Source organism: Kitasatospora sp. NPDC101155 (assembly GCF_044768305.1).
In the GTDB taxonomy this organism is placed as follows: Bacteria; Actinomycetota; Actinomycetes; order Streptomycetales; family Streptomycetaceae; genus Kitasatospora.
In genome coordinates this window covers 52,648-68,992 of sequence record NZ_JBIWPN010000012.1, presented here as the reverse complement: position 1 = coordinate 68,992, position 16,345 = coordinate 52,648, and the positions used below count along the sequence as shown (strand labels likewise).

Annotated in this window: 13 protein-coding genes; 9 read left to right on the top strand and 4 right to left on the bottom strand. The window is 72.0% G+C overall.

The features are described from left to right. Positions 1-96: 96 nt before the first annotated feature. Positions 97-2,550, top strand: a complete 2,454-nt coding sequence (locus tag ACIRYZ_RS19790) for a RelA/SpoT family protein (RefSeq protein ID WP_402945849.1) — start codon at positions 97-99, stop codon at positions 2,548-2,550. Between the two features lie 64 nt (positions 2,551-2,614). Here ACIRYZ_RS19790 and ACIRYZ_RS19785 read toward each other — a convergent pair whose 3' ends face one another. Together ACIRYZ_RS19785 and ACIRYZ_RS19780 are read right to left on the bottom strand one after the other, a co-directional pair. Further along, on the bottom strand, positions 2,615-3,844 hold the full coding sequence (locus ACIRYZ_RS19785; protein ID WP_402945847.1) for a DUF349 domain-containing protein: 1,230 nt from the start codon (positions 3,842-3,844) through the stop codon (positions 2,615-2,617). Between the two features lie 265 nt (positions 3,845-4,109). Continuing rightward, entirely contained in the window at positions 4,110-4,952 is an 843-nt protein-coding gene (locus ACIRYZ_RS19780) for a peptidylprolyl isomerase (RefSeq protein WP_402945845.1), read from the bottom strand. 235 nt (positions 4,953-5,187) lie between these two features. Between ACIRYZ_RS19780 and ACIRYZ_RS19775 the strand changes: the two genes are divergently transcribed. From ACIRYZ_RS19775 to rpsD, 7 genes are all read left to right on the top strand, one after another. Beyond that, positions 5,188-5,895 carry an MBL fold metallo-hydrolase gene (locus ACIRYZ_RS19775; RefSeq protein ID WP_387624969.1) on the top strand — a complete coding sequence of 236 codons (708 nt, stop codon included), beginning with the start codon at positions 5,188-5,190 and terminating at the stop codon, positions 5,893-5,895. Positions 5,896-5,906: 11 nt separating this feature from the next. Further along, complete coding sequence (gene hisS / locus ACIRYZ_RS19770) at positions 5,907-7,169, top strand: histidine--tRNA ligase (RefSeq protein ID WP_402945843.1); 1,263 nt, start codon at positions 5,907-5,909, stop codon at positions 7,167-7,169. Continuing rightward, positions 7,166-8,956, top strand: a complete 1,791-nt coding sequence (gene aspS, locus ACIRYZ_RS19765; RefSeq protein ID WP_393031460.1) for an aspartate--tRNA ligase — start codon at positions 7,166-7,168, stop codon at positions 8,954-8,956. Before hisS ends, aspS begins: the two co-directional genes overlap by 4 nt. Before the next feature lie 95 nt (positions 8,957-9,051). Further along, entirely contained in the window at positions 9,052-9,573 is a 522-nt protein-coding gene (locus ACIRYZ_RS19760) for a GNAT family N-acetyltransferase (RefSeq protein WP_402945841.1), read from the top strand. A gap of 94 nt (positions 9,574-9,667) precedes the next feature. Further along, complete coding sequence (gene ppk2, locus ACIRYZ_RS19755; protein WP_402945839.1) at positions 9,668-10,471, top strand: polyphosphate kinase 2; 804 nt, start codon at positions 9,668-9,670, stop codon at positions 10,469-10,471. Between the two features lie 135 nt (positions 10,472-10,606). Next, the gene (locus ACIRYZ_RS19750) at positions 10,607-12,052 is read left to right on the top strand and encodes a replication-associated recombination protein A (RefSeq protein WP_402945838.1); all 1,446 of its coding nucleotides are present in this window, start codon (positions 10,607-10,609) and stop codon (positions 12,050-12,052) included. 311 nt (positions 12,053-12,363) lie between these two features. Then, positions 12,364-12,978: a 30S ribosomal protein S4 gene (rpsD, locus tag ACIRYZ_RS19745; protein WP_196952100.1), complete on the top strand. Its 615-nt coding sequence runs from the start codon at positions 12,364-12,366 to the stop codon at positions 12,976-12,978. Between the two features lie 83 nt (positions 12,979-13,061). Here the strand turns inward: rpsD and ACIRYZ_RS19740 are convergent, their stop codons facing one another. Together ACIRYZ_RS19740 and ACIRYZ_RS19735 are read right to left on the bottom strand one after the other, a co-directional pair. Next, positions 13,062-13,379 carry a tetratricopeptide repeat protein gene (locus ACIRYZ_RS19740; protein ID WP_402945836.1) on the bottom strand — a complete coding sequence of 106 codons (318 nt, stop codon included), beginning with the start codon at positions 13,377-13,379 and terminating at the stop codon, positions 13,062-13,064. Positions 13,380-13,427: 48 nt separating this feature from the next. Continuing rightward, positions 13,428-15,641, bottom strand: coding sequence for an ATP-binding protein (locus tag ACIRYZ_RS19735; protein ID WP_402945834.1), 2,214 nt, complete (start codon positions 15,639-15,641; stop codon positions 13,428-13,430). Between the two features lie 221 nt (positions 15,642-15,862). On the opposite strand from ACIRYZ_RS19735, the gene ACIRYZ_RS19730 reads away from it, so the two are divergent. After that, a complete protein-coding gene (locus ACIRYZ_RS19730; protein WP_402945832.1) occupies positions 15,863-16,342 on the top strand; it encodes a DUF948 domain-containing protein in 480 nt (159 codons plus the stop codon). Positions 16,343-16,345 lie beyond the last annotated feature (3 nt).

The window sequence follows — 16,345 nt, the reverse complement described above, 5'->3', positions numbered from 1 at the left end:
CGGATGAACACCGGGCCGCCCGGCTCGGTACCATGAAGATTCATCCCCTCCCGGTTGTGCCCGGACCGCACGGGCCTCGGCGGGGGGTCGGCCCCGGTGCCCCGAGGAGTGTCCTTGCCCGACGAGGTTGTGCCCACGGCCGCAGCGGCCGCCCCCGAAGACCGTCCCACGCCCTCGGGGGCCACTCCGGCACGCCCGGCGCCCACCTCCTCGCGCCAGCTCGCCCCGCTCGGCCGCGGCTCCGGTACCGGCGGCGGCATGCGCGCCCGCCTGGCCCGCCTCGGCGGCCAGCGCTCCAGCGTGCTCAACCCCGTGCTGGAGCCGCTGTTCCGCTCGATCCGGGCGAACGACCCCAAGGCTGACCCGGCGCTGCTGCGCGACATCGAGCGCGCCTACGCCGTCGCCGAGAAGTGGCACCGCGGGCAGAAGCGCAAGAGCGGCGACCCGTACATCACCCACCCGCTGGCCGTCGCGACCATCCTCGCCGAGCTCGGCATGGACGCCCCGACGCTGATGGCCGGGCTGCTGCACGACACCGTCGAGGACACCGACTACGGCCTGGAGACCCTGCGCAAGGACTTCGGCGACTCGGTGGCCCTGCTGGTCGACGGCGTCACCAAGCTCGACCGGGTCAAGTTCGGCGAGGCCGCCCAGGCCGAGACCGTCCGCAAGATGGTCGTGGCGATGGCCAAGGACCCGCGGGTCCTGGTGATCAAGCTGGCCGACCGCCTGCACAACATGCGCACGATGCGCTACCTCAAGCGGGAGAAGCAGGAGAAGAAGGCCCGCGAGACGCTGGAGATCTACGCCCCGCTGGCGCACCGGCTGGGCATGAACACCATCAAGTGGGAGCTGGAGGACCTCGCCTTCGCGATCCTCTACCCCAAGATGTACGACGAGATCGTCCGGCTGGTCGCCGAGCGCGCCCCCAAGCGGGACGAGTACCTGGCGACCGTCATCGACCAGGTCCAGACGGACCTGCGCGGCGCCCGGATCACCGCCTCCGTCACCGGCCGGCCGAAGCACTACTACTCGGTCTACCAGAAGATGATCGTCCGGGGCCGGGACTTCGCCGAGATCTACGACCTGGTGGGCATCCGGGTCCTGGTCGACACCGTCCGCGACTGCTACGCGGCGCTGGGCACCATCCACGCGCGGTGGAACCCGGTGCCGGGGCGGTTCAAGGACTACATCGCGATGCCCAAGTTCAACATGTACCAGTCGCTGCACACCACGGTGATCGGTCCCGGCGGCAAGCCCGTCGAACTCCAGATCCGCACCTTCGACATGCACCGGCGGGCCGAGTACGGCATCGCCGCCCACTGGAAGTACAAGCAGCGCGCGGTCGCCGGGGCCTCCAAGGTCCGCACCGACACCCCGACCCAGGTCCGCAAGGACGACAAGGCCGGCGCCGTCAACGAGATGGCCTGGCTGCGGCAGCTGCTGGACTGGCAGAAGGAGACCGCCGACCCGGGCGAGTTCCTGGAGTCGCTCCGCTTCGACCTGGCCAGCAACGAGGTCTTCGTCTTCACCCCCAAGGGTGACGTGATAGCCCTGCCCGCCGGGGCGACCCCGGTCGACTTCGCCTTCGCGGTGCACACCGAGGTCGGCTACCGGACCATAGGGGCCCGGGTCAACGGACGGCTGGTGCCGCTGGAGTCGACGCTGGAGAACGGCGACACCGTCGAGGTGTTCACCTCCAAGGCGGAGAACGCCGGCCCGTCCCGGGACTGGCTGGGCTTCGTCAAGTCGCCGCGCGCCCGCAACAAGATCCGCGCCTGGTTCTCCAAGGAGCGCCGCGAGGAGGCGATCGAGCACGGCAAGGAGGCGATCGTCCGGGCGATGCGCAAGCAGGGCCTGCCGATCCAGCGGATCCTGACCGGCGACTCGCTGGTCACCCTGGCCCACGAGATGCGCTACCCCGACATCTCCTCGCTCTACGCCGCCATCGGCGAGGGGCACGTCGCCGCGCAGAACATCGTCCAGAAGCTGGTCCAGGCGCTCGGCGGCGAGGAGGGCGCGACCGAGGACCTGGCCGAGACCGCGACCCCGACCCACGACACCCGCCGGGCCGTCCGCCGCCGGGCCAAGGGCGACCCGGGCGTGATCGTCAAGGGTGTCGAGGACGTCTGGGTCAAGCTGTCCCGCTGCTGCACCCCGGTGCCGGGCGACCCGATCGTCGGCTTCGTCACCCGTGGCAACGGCGTCTCGGTGCACCGCGCCGACTGCGTCAACGTCGAGTCGCTGAGCCAGCAGCCCGAGCGGATGATCGACGTCGAGTGGGCGGCCACCCAGTCCTCGGTCTTCCTGGTGGCCATCCAGGTCGAGGCGCTGGACCGCTCCCGGCTGCTCTCGGACGTCACCCGGGTGCTCTCCGACCAGCACGTCAACATCCTGTCGGCGGCGGTCCAGACCTCCCGGGACCGGGTGGCGATGAGCCGCTTCACCTTCGAGATGGGCGACCCGAAGCACCTGGGCCACGTGCTCAAGGCGGTGCGCGGCGTCGAGGGCGTGTACGACGTCTACCGCGTCACCTCCGCCCGCAAGTGACCACGGCATGAGGAAGGCCCCCGGGGAGTTCCCCGGGGGCCTTCGCCGTTCAGTCGGCTGGGATTCAGCCGCTGAACTCGTCCTGGCTCTTGTGCGCCTGCTCCAGCAGGGTCTGCACGCCCGCCAGCTCGGACTCCAGCTTGGCGGCCTTGGAGGCGTTGCCGGCCGCGCGGGCCTTGTCCAGGTCGGCCTGCAGCTTGTCGGCCTTCGCCTGGAACAGGCCCACCATGCCGGCCGCGCGGGCCTTGGCCTCCGGGTTGGAGCGCTTCCACTCGGCGTCCTCGGCCTCGCGGATCGCCCGCTCGACCGCGTTCAGCCGGCCGTCCAGCTTCGGACGGACGTCGCGCGGCACGTGCCCGATCGCCTCCCAGCGCTCGTTGACGTCGCGCAGCGCGGCCTTGGCGGCCTTCAGGTCGGTGATCGGCAGGATCGCCTCGGCCTCGGCGGCCAGCGCCTCCTTGAGCTTCTGGTTGCCCACCTGCTCGGCGTCCCGCTCGCTGAACACCGCGGAACGGGCCTGGAAGAAGACGTCCTGCGCGCCGCGGAACCGCGCCCACAGCTCGTCCTCGACGTCCCGCTGCGCCCGGCCGGCGGCCTTCCAGCGCGCCATCAGGTCGCGGTAGGCGGCCGCGGTGCTGCCCCAGTCGGTGGACGAGGACAGCGCCTCGGCCTCGGTGACCAGCGCCTCCTTGGTCTGCCGGGCGTGGTCACGCTCGGCGTCCAGGGTGGCGAAGTGCGCCTTGCGGTGCTTGGAGAAGACCGAGCGGGCGTGCGAGAAGCGGTGCCACAGCTCGTCGTCGCTCTTGCGGTCCAGCCGCGGCAGGCCCTTCCAGGTCTCCACCAGGGCGCGCAGCCGGTCCCCGGCCTCCCGCCACTGGGTGGACTCGGCGAGCTGCTCGGCCTCGGCGACCAGGGCCTCCTTGGCGGAGCGGGTCTCGTCCTGGGCCTTGGCGCGGGCGGCCTTGCGCTCCTCCCGCCGGCTCTCGATCTCACCGGCGAGCGTGTCCAGCCGCTTGGCCAGCGCGTCCAGGTCACCCACCGCGTGCCCCTCGGTCACCTGCGCGCGGAGGTGCTCCAACGCGGTCTGGGCGTCCTTGGCGGCCAGGTCGGTGGTGCGCACCCGCTTCTCCAGCAGGCCGATCTCCACCTCGATGCCCTGGTACTTGCGCTCGAAGTAGGCGAGGGCCTCCTCGGGCGAGCCGGCCTGCCAGGAACCCACGACGCGTTCGCCGTCGGCCGTCCTGACGTACACCGTGCCCTGCTCGTCCACACGGCCCCACGGGTCGCTGCTCATAGCGCGTCCTCCACATGACGTCGCGCCCGCGCCGGGGCGGCGCGCGTCCGTCGTCCACAGTTGATGTGCGGCGGACCGATGAGTCCGCCGTCCCCGTCCGCCGTGCCTTGCTGCCGCGGGTGACGGCTAGGCGGGTCCGGGCACCCTATACAACGCCAACATAGGCGACCAGGCCCGGTGCTGTCCGCATCCGGGCCGGGCGAGTTCGTTCCGGGGCCCGGCGGGGGCGCCCCCGGGCGCCCGCCGCCGAAGACCTCGGGGTCTGTCAACCCTTCGACACGGTAACCGAGTTGAAGGTGACGTCGGCCATCGGGTGGCCGTCCGAAGAACCCTCCAGGGTGCCCGCGGCGGCGATCTTCTGGACCACGTCCAGGCCGCCGGTGATCTTGCCGAAGGGGATGTAGTTCGGGGGTAGCTGGGTGTCCTTGTAGACCAGGAAGAACTGGCTGCCGTTGGTGTCCGGGCCGGAGTTGGCCATCGCCACGGTGCCCGCCGGGTAGGCGGCGCCGGTCAGGTTCTCGTCCTTGAACTTGTAGCCGGGGCCGCCCATGCCGCCCGGAACGGTCGCGCTGGCGGTCGGGTCCCCGCACTGGAGCACGAAGATGCCGTCGGTGGTGAGGCGGTGGCACTTGGTGTGGTCGAAGAACTGCTCACCGGCCAGGAAGGCGAAGGAGTTCACGGTGTGCGGGGCCTTGGCCGCGTCCAGCGCGACCGTCACCTTGCCGCAGTTGGTGTCCAGCGCCATGGTGTACGAGCCGCTCGGGTCGATCGTCATGGCCGGCTCGGTCTTGAACTGCTTGCCGTTGGGCGCGCCCGGCGCCGGGGCGGAGCAGCCGTCGACCGGCTTGCGGGTCGGGGCGGCCGGCTGGGTGGGGGCGGCCTGGGTCGGCGCGGCCTGGGGGGAGGAGGCGGCCGAAGTCGCCTTGCCCGAGTCGAACGCGCCGGTGGCGAACAGCGTGCCGCCGCCGGCCAGCACCACGACGGCGAGCGAGGTGCCCATGATCGTGTTGCGGCGCTTGCGGGCGGCCGCCGCCTCGGCGCGGCGCTTCTCCTGGCGCTCGAATTTCTCGCGGGCGAGCTGCCGCCGCCGCTGTTCGCTGCTGACCACCGGCCGTGTCTCCTGAGGATGTGCGGAAAGAGTGGATGGATTCCGAAGCGGATCATCGCATCCATCGGCGGCCAAGTGTAGGGACCGGGCCCGTAAGAACACGGTGAACCGCCCCGACGGCCCGGCCCGCCACCGTCATCTGGTTCGCAACCGGACCCGGCCCGCCGGTAGGCTGCCCTTACACATCACTACTGGTAGCCATCGCAGCCTGTCGCCGCACACCCGAAGGACGCGCGTGTTCATCGCCGGATTCCCCGCTGGAGCCTGGGGCACCAACTGCTACCTGGTCGCGCCGGCGGCGGGCGAGGAGTGCGTCATCGTCGACCCCGGCCACCAGGCCGCCCGCGGCGTCGAGGAACTCGTCCGCGAGCACCGGCTGAAGCCCGTCGCCGTGCTGCTCACCCACGGCCACATCGACCACGTGGCCTCGGTGGTCCCGGTCTGCGGCGCCCGCGGCGTCCCGGCCTGGATCCACCCCGAGGACCGGTACATGATGGCCGACCCGGAGAAGGCGCTCGGCCGCTCCCTGGGCACCCAGCTGATGGGCGAGCTCACCGTCGGCGAGCCCGACGACGTGCGCGAGCTCACCGACGGCAGCGTGCTGGAGCTGGCCGGCCTGAAGCTGACCGTGGACCACGCCCCGGGCCATACCGGGGGGTCGGTGACCTTCCGGACGCCCGGTGCCGAGGATCTCCCCCCGGTGCTGTTCTCGGGCGACCTGCTGTTCGCCGGCTCCATCGGGCGTACCGACCTCCCGGGCGGGGACAGCGAGGCGATCATGAGCTCGCTGGCCCGGGTGTGCCTGCCCCTCGACGATTCCACCGTGGTCCTCTCCGGCCACGGCGGTCAGACCACCATCGGCCGCGAGCGCGCCACCAACCCCTACCTCCGACAGGCAGCGGGGGCGGCCGGCGCCCCGGCTTTCCCGCGACGAGGAATGTGACGGAAGAGAAGTTGAGCACCTTCACCGCCCCCAAGGGCACCTACGACCTGCTGCCCCCCAGCTCCGCGACCTTCCTGGCGATCCGCGAGCGCATCGCCGCGCCCGCCCGCCGGGCCGGTTACGGCTACATCGAGACCCCGGTCTTCGAGGACGTGAAGCTGTTCTCGCGCGGTGTCGGCGAGTCCACCGACATCGTCACCAAGGAGATGTTCTCCCTCACCAAGCGCGGCAAGGAGGACCTCGCGCTGCGCCCCGAGGGCACCGCCTCGGTGCTGCGCGCCGCGCTCCAGGCCAACCTGCACAAGGCGGGCAACCTGCCGGTCAAGCTCTGGTACTCCGGCTCGTACTACCGCTACGAGCGCCCGCAGGCCGGCCGCTACCGCCAGTTCTCCCAGGTCGGCGCCGAGGCGATCGGCGCCGAGGACCCGGCGCTGGACGCCGAGCTGATCATCCTGGCCGACGACGCCTTCCGCTCGCTGGGCCTGAGCAACTACTCGTTGCTGCTCAACAGCCTCGGCGACAAGCAGTGCCGCCCGGTCTACCGCACCGCCCTGATCGAGTTCCTGTCCGGCCTGGACCTCGACGAGGAGACCCGCCGCCGCGCCGAGATCAACCCTCTGCGCGTCCTGGACGACAAGCGCGAGTCGGTGCAGGAGCAGCTGGTCGGCGCCCCGATGCTGCGCGACTTCCTGTGCGAGGACTGCAAGGCGTACGACGAGAAGGTCCGCGAGCTGCTCACCGCCAACGGCGTGGCCTTCGTCGACGACCCGAAGCTGGTCCGCGGCCTGGACTACTACACCCGCACCACCTTCGAGTTCGTGCACAACGGCCTCGGCGCCCAGTCCGCGATCGGCGGCGGCGGCCGCTACGACGGCTTGTCCGAGATGATCGGCGGCCCGGCGCTGCCGTCCGTCGGCTGGGCCCTCGGCGTGGACCGCACCTACCTGGCGCTGGAGGCCGAGGGCGTCGTCCTCGACCTGCCGGCCGCGACCTCGGTCTTCGCCGTCGCGCTCGGCGAGGAGGCCAAGAACGTCCTGTTCGCCAAGGTGGTCGAGCTGCGCCGGGCCGGCGTCGCCACCGACCTCGCCTTCGGCGTCAAGACCATCAAGAACGCCATGAAGTCCGCCGACCGGTCCGGCGCCCGCTTCGCCCTGATCGCCGGTGACCGGGACCTCGCCGAGGGCGTCGTCCAGCTCAAGGACATGAGCACCGGCGAGCAGACCCCCGTCGCCCTCGACGCACTCGTCACCACCCTGAAGGAGAAGCAGCTGTGATCCGCACGCACGACGCGGGCACGCTCCGCCCGGAGCACGCAGGCACCACCGTCACCCTGGCCGGCTGGGTCGCCCGCCGCCGCGACCACGGCGGCGTGGCCTTCATCGACCTGCGCGACGCCTCCGGCACCGTGCAGATCGTGGTCCGTGACCTGGACTCGGTGCACGGCCTTCGCGCCGAGTACTGCGTCAAGGTCGTCGGCGACGTCCGGGTCCGCCCCGAGGGCAACGAGAACCCGGAGATCCCGACCGGCGCCGTCGAGGTCGTCGTCAGCGGGATCGAGGTGCTCTCCGAGGCCGCCCCGCTGCCGTTCCCGGTCGCCGAGTACGAGCCGGGCACGGTCAACGAGGAGGTCCGGCTGCGCTACCGCTACCTGGACCTGCGCCGCGAGGGCCCGGCCAAGGGCCTGCGGCTGCGCTCCAAGGTCAACAACATCATCCGCCGGGTGATGGAGGAGAACGACTTCCTCGACATCGAGACGCCGTACCTCACCCGCTCCACCCCCGAGGGCGCCCGCGACTTCCTCGTCCCGGTCCGCCTGCAGCCCGGCCACTGGTACGCGCTGCCGCAGTCGCCCCAGCTGTTCAAGCAGCTGCTGATGGTGGCCGGCATGGAGCGCTACTACCAGATCGCCCGCTGCTTCCGCGACGAGGACTTCCGCGCCGACCGCCAGCCGGAGTTCACCCAGCTGGACATCGAGGCCTCGTTCGTCGACCAGGAGGACATCCTGGCCCTCGGCGAGAAGATCATCGGCGCCGTCTGGCGCGAGGTGCACGGCTACGAGATCCCCAACCCGCTGCCGCGGATGACCTACGCGGACGCGATGGGCCGCTACGGCTCCGACAAGCCGGACGTCCGCTTCGGCCAGGAACTCACCGACCTCACCGAGTACTTCAAGGGCACCGAGTTCCGCGTCTTCCAGGCCCCGTACGTCGGCGCCGTGGTCATGCCGGGCGGCGCCTCGCAGCCGCGCAAGCAGCTGGACGCCTGGCAGGACTGGGCCAAGGCGCGCGGCGCCAAGGGCCTCGCCTACGTGCTGATCGACGCCGAGACCGGCGAGCTGCGTGGCCCGGTCGCCAAGAACCTCTCCGAGGAGCACCTGGCCGGCCTCGCCGCCGCGGCCGGCGCCAAGAACGGCGACGCGGTCTTCTTCGCCGCCGGCAAGGAGCGCGCCTCGCAGGAGCTGCTGGGCGCCGCCCGTCTGGAGATCGGCCGCCGCTGCGAGCTGATCGACGAGTCCAAGTGGGCCTTCCTCTGGGTCGTCGACTTCCCGATGTTCGAGCCGATCGAGGACGACAAGGGCGCGTTCCAGGGCTGGCACGCGGTGCACCACCCGTTCACCGCCCCGACCGCGGAGTCGCTGGCCACCTTCGACACCGACCCGGGCGCGGCCCTGTCCAACGCCTACGACCTGGTCCTCAACGGCTCGGAGCTGGGCGGCGGTTCGATCCGTATCCACCAGCGCGAGGTCCAGAAGCGGGCGTTCGACGCGATCGGCCTCTCCGAGGAGGAGGCGGCCTCGCAGTTCGGCTTCCTGCTGGACGCCTTCAACTACGGCCCGCCGCCGCACGGTGGTGTCGCCTTCGGCCTCGACCGGATCGTCACCCTGCTGGGCGGGTACGACACCATCCGCGACGTCATCGCCTTCCCGAAGACGTCCACCGGCGGTGACCCGCTGACCGGCGCCCCGACCCCGATCACCCCGGCGCAGCGCCGCGAGGCCGGCGTCGACGCCCAGCCGAAGGTCCGCGAGGACGCCAAGTCGGAGGCGCAGCCCAAGGGCTGACGCGGCGTCATCGGCTAACCTTCAACGGCCCCGGACGGTCCACCCACCGTCCGGGGCCGGTCCACAACGACGTGTGACACAGGGAGGGTTGACTCATGCAGGTCACTCAGGTCACCACGAGGATCGAAAGCCCGCAGGACGCCCCGGCGACCAGGCGGGTCCACATGGCCGCGTTCCCCGGCCCGGACGAGGCGGACCTGGTGGACGCGCTGCGCCGCGATCCGGCCTGGCTGCCCGGCCTGTCGGTGGTCGCCGTGGACGAGGGCGGGCTGGTGATCGGACACGCCCTGCTGACCCGGCTGCGGGTCGGCGACGGCGGCGGCGACGCGCTGGCGCTCGCTCCGGTCGCGGTCGCGCCGGAGTGGCAGCGCAAGGGCGTCGGCGAAGTCGTCGTCCGGGCCGCGTTGTCGGCGGCCGAGGAGGCGGGGGAGAAGCTGGTGGTCGTCCTCGGCGATCCGGACTACTACGGCAGGTTCGGCTTCACCCCGGCCGGGCGGCACGAGGTCACCGGCCCGTTCGAGGTGCCGGACGGGTACTTCCAGGCGCTCGCGCTGCCCGCGTACGACGGCGGGCCGCGCGGGCTGTGCCACTACCCGGAGCCGTTCGTGGCGGTCTAGTCGCCGTCCACCGCGGTCGGCCACGACCTGCGGGGTCGCCGTCCAGCGCCTACCGTGAAGGCGCATCAGCGGCAGGCGGACGGAGGACCCCGGGGTGGCCAAGGAGCAGCGGCAGCTGGCGAGGGAGCTGTACGACCGGGAGCTGCTGCGGCTCCAGCAGGAGCTGGTGAAGCTCCAGGAGTGGGTGCGGGTCGAGGGCGCCCGGCTGGTGGTGGTCTTCGAGGGGCGCGACGCGGCGGGCAAGGGCGGCGCGATCCAGCGGGTGACCGAGTACCTGAACCCGCGCATCGCCCGGGTCGTGGCGCTGCCGAAGCCGACCGAACGGGAACAGACCCAGTGGTACTTCCAGCGGTACGTCGAGGCCCTGCCGGCCGCCGGGGAGATCGTGCTCTTCGACCGCAGCTGGTACAACCGGGCCGGGGTCGAGCGGGTGATGGGCTTCTGCACGGACGAGGAGTACTGGCAGTTCCTGCACCAGTGCCCGATCTTCGAGCAGATGCTGATCGAGGCGGGCATCCTGCTGCGCAAGTACTGGTTCTCGGTGAGCGACACCGAGCAGGAACGGCGCTTCCGGGGCCGACTGAAGGACCCGATGAAGCGCTGGAAGCTCTCCCCGATGGACGTCGAGTCCATCGAGCACTGGGAGGACTACTCGCGCGCCAAGGACGAGATGTTCCTGCACACCGACACCCCGGACTCGCCCTGGCACGTGGTGGAGAGCGACGACAAGCGCCGGGCCCGGATCAACATGATCGCCCATCTGCTCTCCACCGTGCCGTACCACGAGATCGCCCCGCCCAGGATCGAGCTGCCGCCCCGCCCGGCCCCGCGCGGCTACCAGCGGCCCCCGCGCGATCTGCAGAAGTACGTTCCGGATCACGCTGCCGGACTGGAGTAGACGGGGCCCGCCGGGCGCTGCTGTCGAGGCCGGTCCGGCGGCACGGTCTCGGACTTCTCCGGCCGAGGCCGTGCCGCCGGAGCGGCGAACCCCTGCAGGAACAGGGCTGTCGGTCGCCTCAATTAGGCTTCCGGTGTGGACGAACCGGACCTCTTCACCGCCGCCGCCGAGGAACGCCAGAGCAAGGAGCCCGGGCGGGCGCCCCTGGCCGTACGCATGCGCCCGCGCACCCTGGACGAGGTTGCCGGGCAGCGGCAGCTGCTGAAGCCCGGGTCCCCGCTGCGGCGGCTGGTCGCGAACTCGCGCGGGCCGGCGGCCACCAGCTCGGTGATCCTCTGGGGGCCGCCCGGCACCGGCAAGACCACCCTCGCCCATGTGATCAGCCAGGCCGTGGAGGGCCGCTTCGTCGAGCTGTCCGCGATCACCGCCGGGGTCAAGGAGGTCCGGGCGGTGATCGACGGCGCCCGGCGGGCGGTCGGCATGTCCGGCCGGGAGACGGTGCTCTTCCTGGACGAGATCCACCGCTTCTCCAAGGCCCAGCAGGACTCGCTGCTGCCGGCCGTGGAGAACCGCTGGGTCACCCTGATCGCGGCGACCACCGAGAACCCGTACTTCTCGGTGATCTCCCCGCTGCTGTCCCGCTCGCTGCTGCTCACCCTGGAGTCGCTGACCGACGAGGACATCCGGGCGCTGCTGCGCCGCGCGGTGGCCGACGAGCGCGGCCTGGAAGGCGCCCTGGAGCTGACCGCGGAGGCCGAGGACCACCTGGTGCGGCTGGCCGGCGGGGACGCCCGGCGGGCGCTCACCACGCTGGAGGCGGCGGCCGGGGCAGCGCTGGAGAAGGGCGAGGCGAGCATCACGCTGGCCACCACCGAGACCGCCGTCAACCAGGCGGCGGTGCGCTACGACAAGGACGGCGACCAGCACTACGACGTGGCCAGCGCGCTGATCAAGTCGATCCGCGGCAGCGACGTGGACGCCACCCTGCACTACCTGGCCCGGATGATCGAGGCGGGGGAGGACCCGCGGTTCATCGCCCGGCGGCTGATGATCTCGGCCAGCGAGGACGTCGGCCTGGCGGACCCGACGGCGCTGCAGACGGCGGTGGCGGCGGCCCAGGCGGTGGCGCTGATCGGCTTCCCGGAGGCCCGGATCATCCTGTCCCAGGCCGCGATCGCGCTGGCGCTGGCGCCGAAGTCCAACTCGGCCTACCTGGCGATCGACGCGGCGCTGGCGGACGTCCGGCAGGGCCTGGCGGGCGCGGTGCCGCCGCACCTGCGGGACGCCCACTACGGCGGTGCGGGCAAGCTCGGCCACGGCAAGGGCTACCAGTACCCGCACGACCTGCCGGAGGGCATCGCGGCCCAGCAGTACGCGCCGGACGCGGTGCACGGCAGGGAGTACTACCGTCCGAACCGGCGCGGCGGCGAGGTCCGGTACGCGGACACCGTGGAGTGGACGCGCGGGCGGCTGCGGGGGGAGCGCAGGGTGGAGCGGAAGGCGGAGAAGGTGGAGCAGGCCGACGCGGCCGACAGGACCGAGAAGGAGGCCGATCGGCAGCCCGGGGAAAAGGGCGACTGAGCCGGCGGTATACTTCGTCGGAGTGCCATGTCCCGGGACGGCGGCGGGGGAGACCCCACCGACCGGCCGCACCAGCGGGGCACTGGCCGTAGGCCTCCGTCAGGAGGCCCGCACCAGGAGCGTCGCGCACCGTTTTCGGTGTCGCGGACGGCCCGGCTTCCGGGCCCTTCGTGTGACCAGCACTTTCGTGCCCGGCTCCGGAGAGCGGCTGATCCCTTCGCGCATGCGTCGGGGTTTTCTCCGGGTCGCGACATGCGACCTCCGTCAACACCTGGTGAAAGCCGTATTCGTAAGCAAGGAAGGTTTGGTTCATGGCGAACCAGAAGCGTCCCAAGGTCAAGATCGCGCGTGCGCTCGGCGTGCCGCTGACCCCGAAGTCCGTCAAGTACTTCGAGGCCCGCCCGTACCCGCCCGGCCAGCACGGCCGTGGCCGCAAGCAGAACTCGGACTACAAGGTCCGTCTGCTCGAGAAGCAGCGTCTTCGCGCCCAGTACGACCTGAGCGAGAAGCAGCTGTCGCGCGCGTTCGACCGCGCCAAGAAGGCCGAGGGCAAGACCGGTGAGGCGCTCGTCGCCGAGCTGGAGACCCGTCTGGACTCGCTGGTGCTGCGTTCGGGCATCGCCCGCACCATCTACCAGGCCCGCCAGATGGTCGTCCACGGCCACATCGAGGTCAACGGTGGCAAGGTCAACAAGCCGTCGTTCCAGATGAAGCCGGGCTTCGTGGTCACCGTCCGCGAGCGCAGCAAGGAGAAGGTCCCCTTCCAGGTCGCCCGTGAGGGTGGCTACGCGGGTGAGGGCCAGACCCCGAAGTACCTCGAGGTCAACCTGAAGGCCCTGGCCTTCCGCCTGGACCGTGCGCCGCAGCGCAAGGAGGTCCCGGTGATCTGTGACGAGCAGCTGGTCGTCGAGTACTACTCGCGCTGACCCGCGCTCGGTTCCGCAGTTCGCGAAACCACAGCGAGCCCCCGTTGCCTTTCGAGGCGGCGGGGGCTCGCTGCTCGGTGCGGTCAGATGCTCTCGCCGGTCATCGCGATGGCCAGCCGCAGGTGCGGGCGGGCCTCCTCGGCGCGGCCCTGGCGCTCCAGGGTGCGGCCGAGCATCAGCCGGGCGTAGTCCTCGGCCGGGTCGAGGTCGAGGATCCGGCGCAGTTCGGCCTCGGCGCGGCCGAGCTGGGCGGAGTGGTAGTAGCTGCGGGCCAGCAGCAGCCGGACGGAGAGGTTGGCCGGCTCCTCGGTCAGCACGCCTTCGAGCATGCGGGCGGCATCGGCGTACGCCTTGGACTCGAAGTAGAAGTTCGCGAGGCGGTACTCGTCGTGGACGGCCATGGTGCTCCTTCCGGGTGGTTCCTTGCCTCCTCAAGCAATCGGCAAGTTTCAGCTATTCCGCACCGGCGAGGGCGCCGGCGCGGGCGGCGCCGAGCAGGGGCGGGGGCCCGGCTCAGGGCCGTCCGCCGAGCCCCCGCCGCCGAGCGCCCGGGAGACGGCGGCGTCCAGGTCCAGCCGGGCGCCGGCCTGGTAGTACTCCTCGTACTGCTGCTCGGTCAGCCCGGCCCGGGCCCGGTCGGCGCACTCCTGGTGGGTGCCGAAGAAGGAGCACGAGCCCAGGAAGGGGTTGCCGACCGTCCGCCAGATCCGGTGCGCGGCGCCCTGCAGCACCCGGGCCTCGCACAGGTGGGCGGGCTCGCCCGGGCCGGCCGGCTCGGTCTCCAGCAGCGCCAGCAGGTCGATCCCCAGCACGATGCCGAGCAGGTCGTGGAAGAGGTGGTTCAGCCGCACGCACTCCCGGGCCAGGGCGCGGGCCTGCTGGACCTCGCCGTCCAGGTAGTGCGAGTACGCCGACGCGTACAGCACGTAGGCGTACGCCCACTGCTCGCCGTGCTCCTCGCACACCTCGCGGGCCTGGCCGAACCAGAGCTCGCCGCTGTCCTGGTCGCCCTGGAACAGGTAGGCGAGGCCCAGCTCGATCATGCCCATCACGACGTTGCTGTTGAGCTCGCCGATGGTCCGGTAGTGCCAGAGCGCCTCCTCGAACAGCTCGGCGGCGCGCTCCGGGTCGTCTCCGATCAGGGCGGCGCAGCCCTGACGGTGGACGGCGTAGGCGAGGGCCCGGTCGTCGCCGGTGTCCAGAGCCTGGCGGCGGCACTCCTCCAGAGCCGGACGGGCGGCGCCGAGGTCGCCCTGCAGGGTGGCCATGTAACCGGTCACCCAGAGGGCCTTGGCGCGGGCCTCGGTGGGTTCGCGGTCCAGGGTGAGCGCCCGGTCCAGCCAGTGCCGGCCCTCGCCGAGGTGGCCGCAGCCGACCCAGTAGAACCACAGGGTGCCGGCCAGCAGCAGGGCGATCTGCTCCTCACCGGGCTCGGCGAGGCAGAACTCCAGCGCGGCCCGCAGGTTGGTGTGGGCGAGCCCGGTGCGTCCGGCGGTCTCGACCTGCCGGGGGCCGAACCACTCGACCTCGCCCCAGGTGGCGACGCCCAGGTACCAGTCCCGGTGGCGGCGCAGCAGCCGCGGCTCCTCGCCGGCGGCGCGCAGCCAGTGGCCGCCGTACTCGCGCAGGGTGTCCAGCAGGCGGAAGCGGACGCCGAAGGTGCTGTCCTCGCGCAGGACGACGGACTTGGCGATGAGTTCGTCGAGCAGGTCGAGCACGTCCTCGGGCTCGATGCCGTCGCCGGCGCAGACGTACTCGGCGGCCTCCAGGTCGAAGCTGCCGGCGAAGATCGACAGGCGGGCCCAGAGTAAACGTTCCTGCGCTGTGCAGAGCTCGTGGCTCCAGCCGATCGTGGTGCGCATGGTCTGGTGTCTGGGCAGCGCCGTTCGGCTGCCCCCGGTGAGCAGCCGGAACCGGTCGTTCAACCGGGCGGTGATCTGCTCCACCGACAGCGCCCGCAGCCGCCCGGCCGCCAGCTCCACGGCCAGCGGGATGCCGTCCAGTCGGCGGCAGAGCAGGCCGACCGCCTCCGCGTTGGCCGCGGTCACCTCGAAGGAGGGCAGCACCGCCCGGGCCCGGTCGGCGAACAGCCGCACCGCGTCCGGCAGCGTGCCCGTCGGTCTGTCCGGCAGCGGGTCGACCGGAAGCGGGGCCAGGGTCAGTACGTGCTCGCCCGGGGCCCGCAGGGCGGAGCGGCTGGTGGCCAGCACCCGCAGCCCGGGCAGCGCGCGCAGCAGCGCGTCGGCCAGCTCGGCGCAGGCCTCCACCAGGTGTTCGCAGCCGTCCAGCACCAGCAGCAGGCGGCGCCCGGCCAGCCGCTCGCCCAGCACGTCCAGCGGCGGGCGGGCGGTGCCGTCGGTCAGTCGCAGCGCCTCCAGCACGGCGTGGCCGAGCAGCAGCGGGTCCTGCACCGGGGCCACGTCCACCAGCCAGGTGCCGTCCGGGAAGGCGCCGGCCGCCCGGGCCGCGGCGCGCAGCGCGAGCCGGCTCTTGCCCACCCCGCCGGGCCCGGTCACGGTCACCAGTCGGGCGCCGGCGAGCAGGCCCGCCAGCGCGACCAGTTCCCGCTGCCGCCCGACGAAGCCGGTCACCTCGGCCGGCAGTCGGCCGGGCTCCGGCTCGCGCGGCCACGCTGCGGGCTGTGCTCTCCAGTCGCCGGCCAAGCGCTGCTCCCCGTTGTTCCGGGCCCGGACCGTCGAGGTCCGGACGTGCGTCGGGCCGTACGGGCGACGGCCCGCCTGGCAGAACGAGGTGACCGGCCGGTAGGTTACGCGCGCGGTTCGCACACCCGGGCGAGGCCGCCGTCGACGGCCCGGTCCGGAAACCGGGTGTGGGCGCGATAGGGTTTGGCTTGGAGAACAGCAAGGCGAGGGAGCGCGCAGAAGTGTCCGTGGGAGAGCTGGCCGGATTGCTCGTCGCCGTGTTCTGGGCGGTCCTGGTCACCCTGCTCGCCGTGGTGCTGGTCCGTCTCTCGCGGGTGCTGAAGGAGGCCACTGTCCTGGTCTCCGCCGTCACCGAACAGGCCGTGCCGCTGCTGACCGAGGCGGGCGCCGCGGTGCGCAGCGCCAACGAGCAGCTGGAGCGGGTGGACGAGATCACCGCCAACGTGCAGGACGCCGCCGCCAACGCCAACGCGCTGTCCTCCACCGTCGCCGCCACGCTGGGTGGACCGCTGGTGAAGGTCGCGGCCTTCAGCTACGGCGTCCGCAAGGCCGTCGCCAAGCAGCAGGGCGGTCTGTCGACCGTGCCGCCCCAGGCCGGTGACCGCGAGGAACTCGCCCGGCTGATCAGGGCCGAGGTGCGCGCCGCGACCGCGCCCAGGAACGGCCTGCTCTCCAGGGTCCGGCGCGTGGTGAGGGGCTGACGA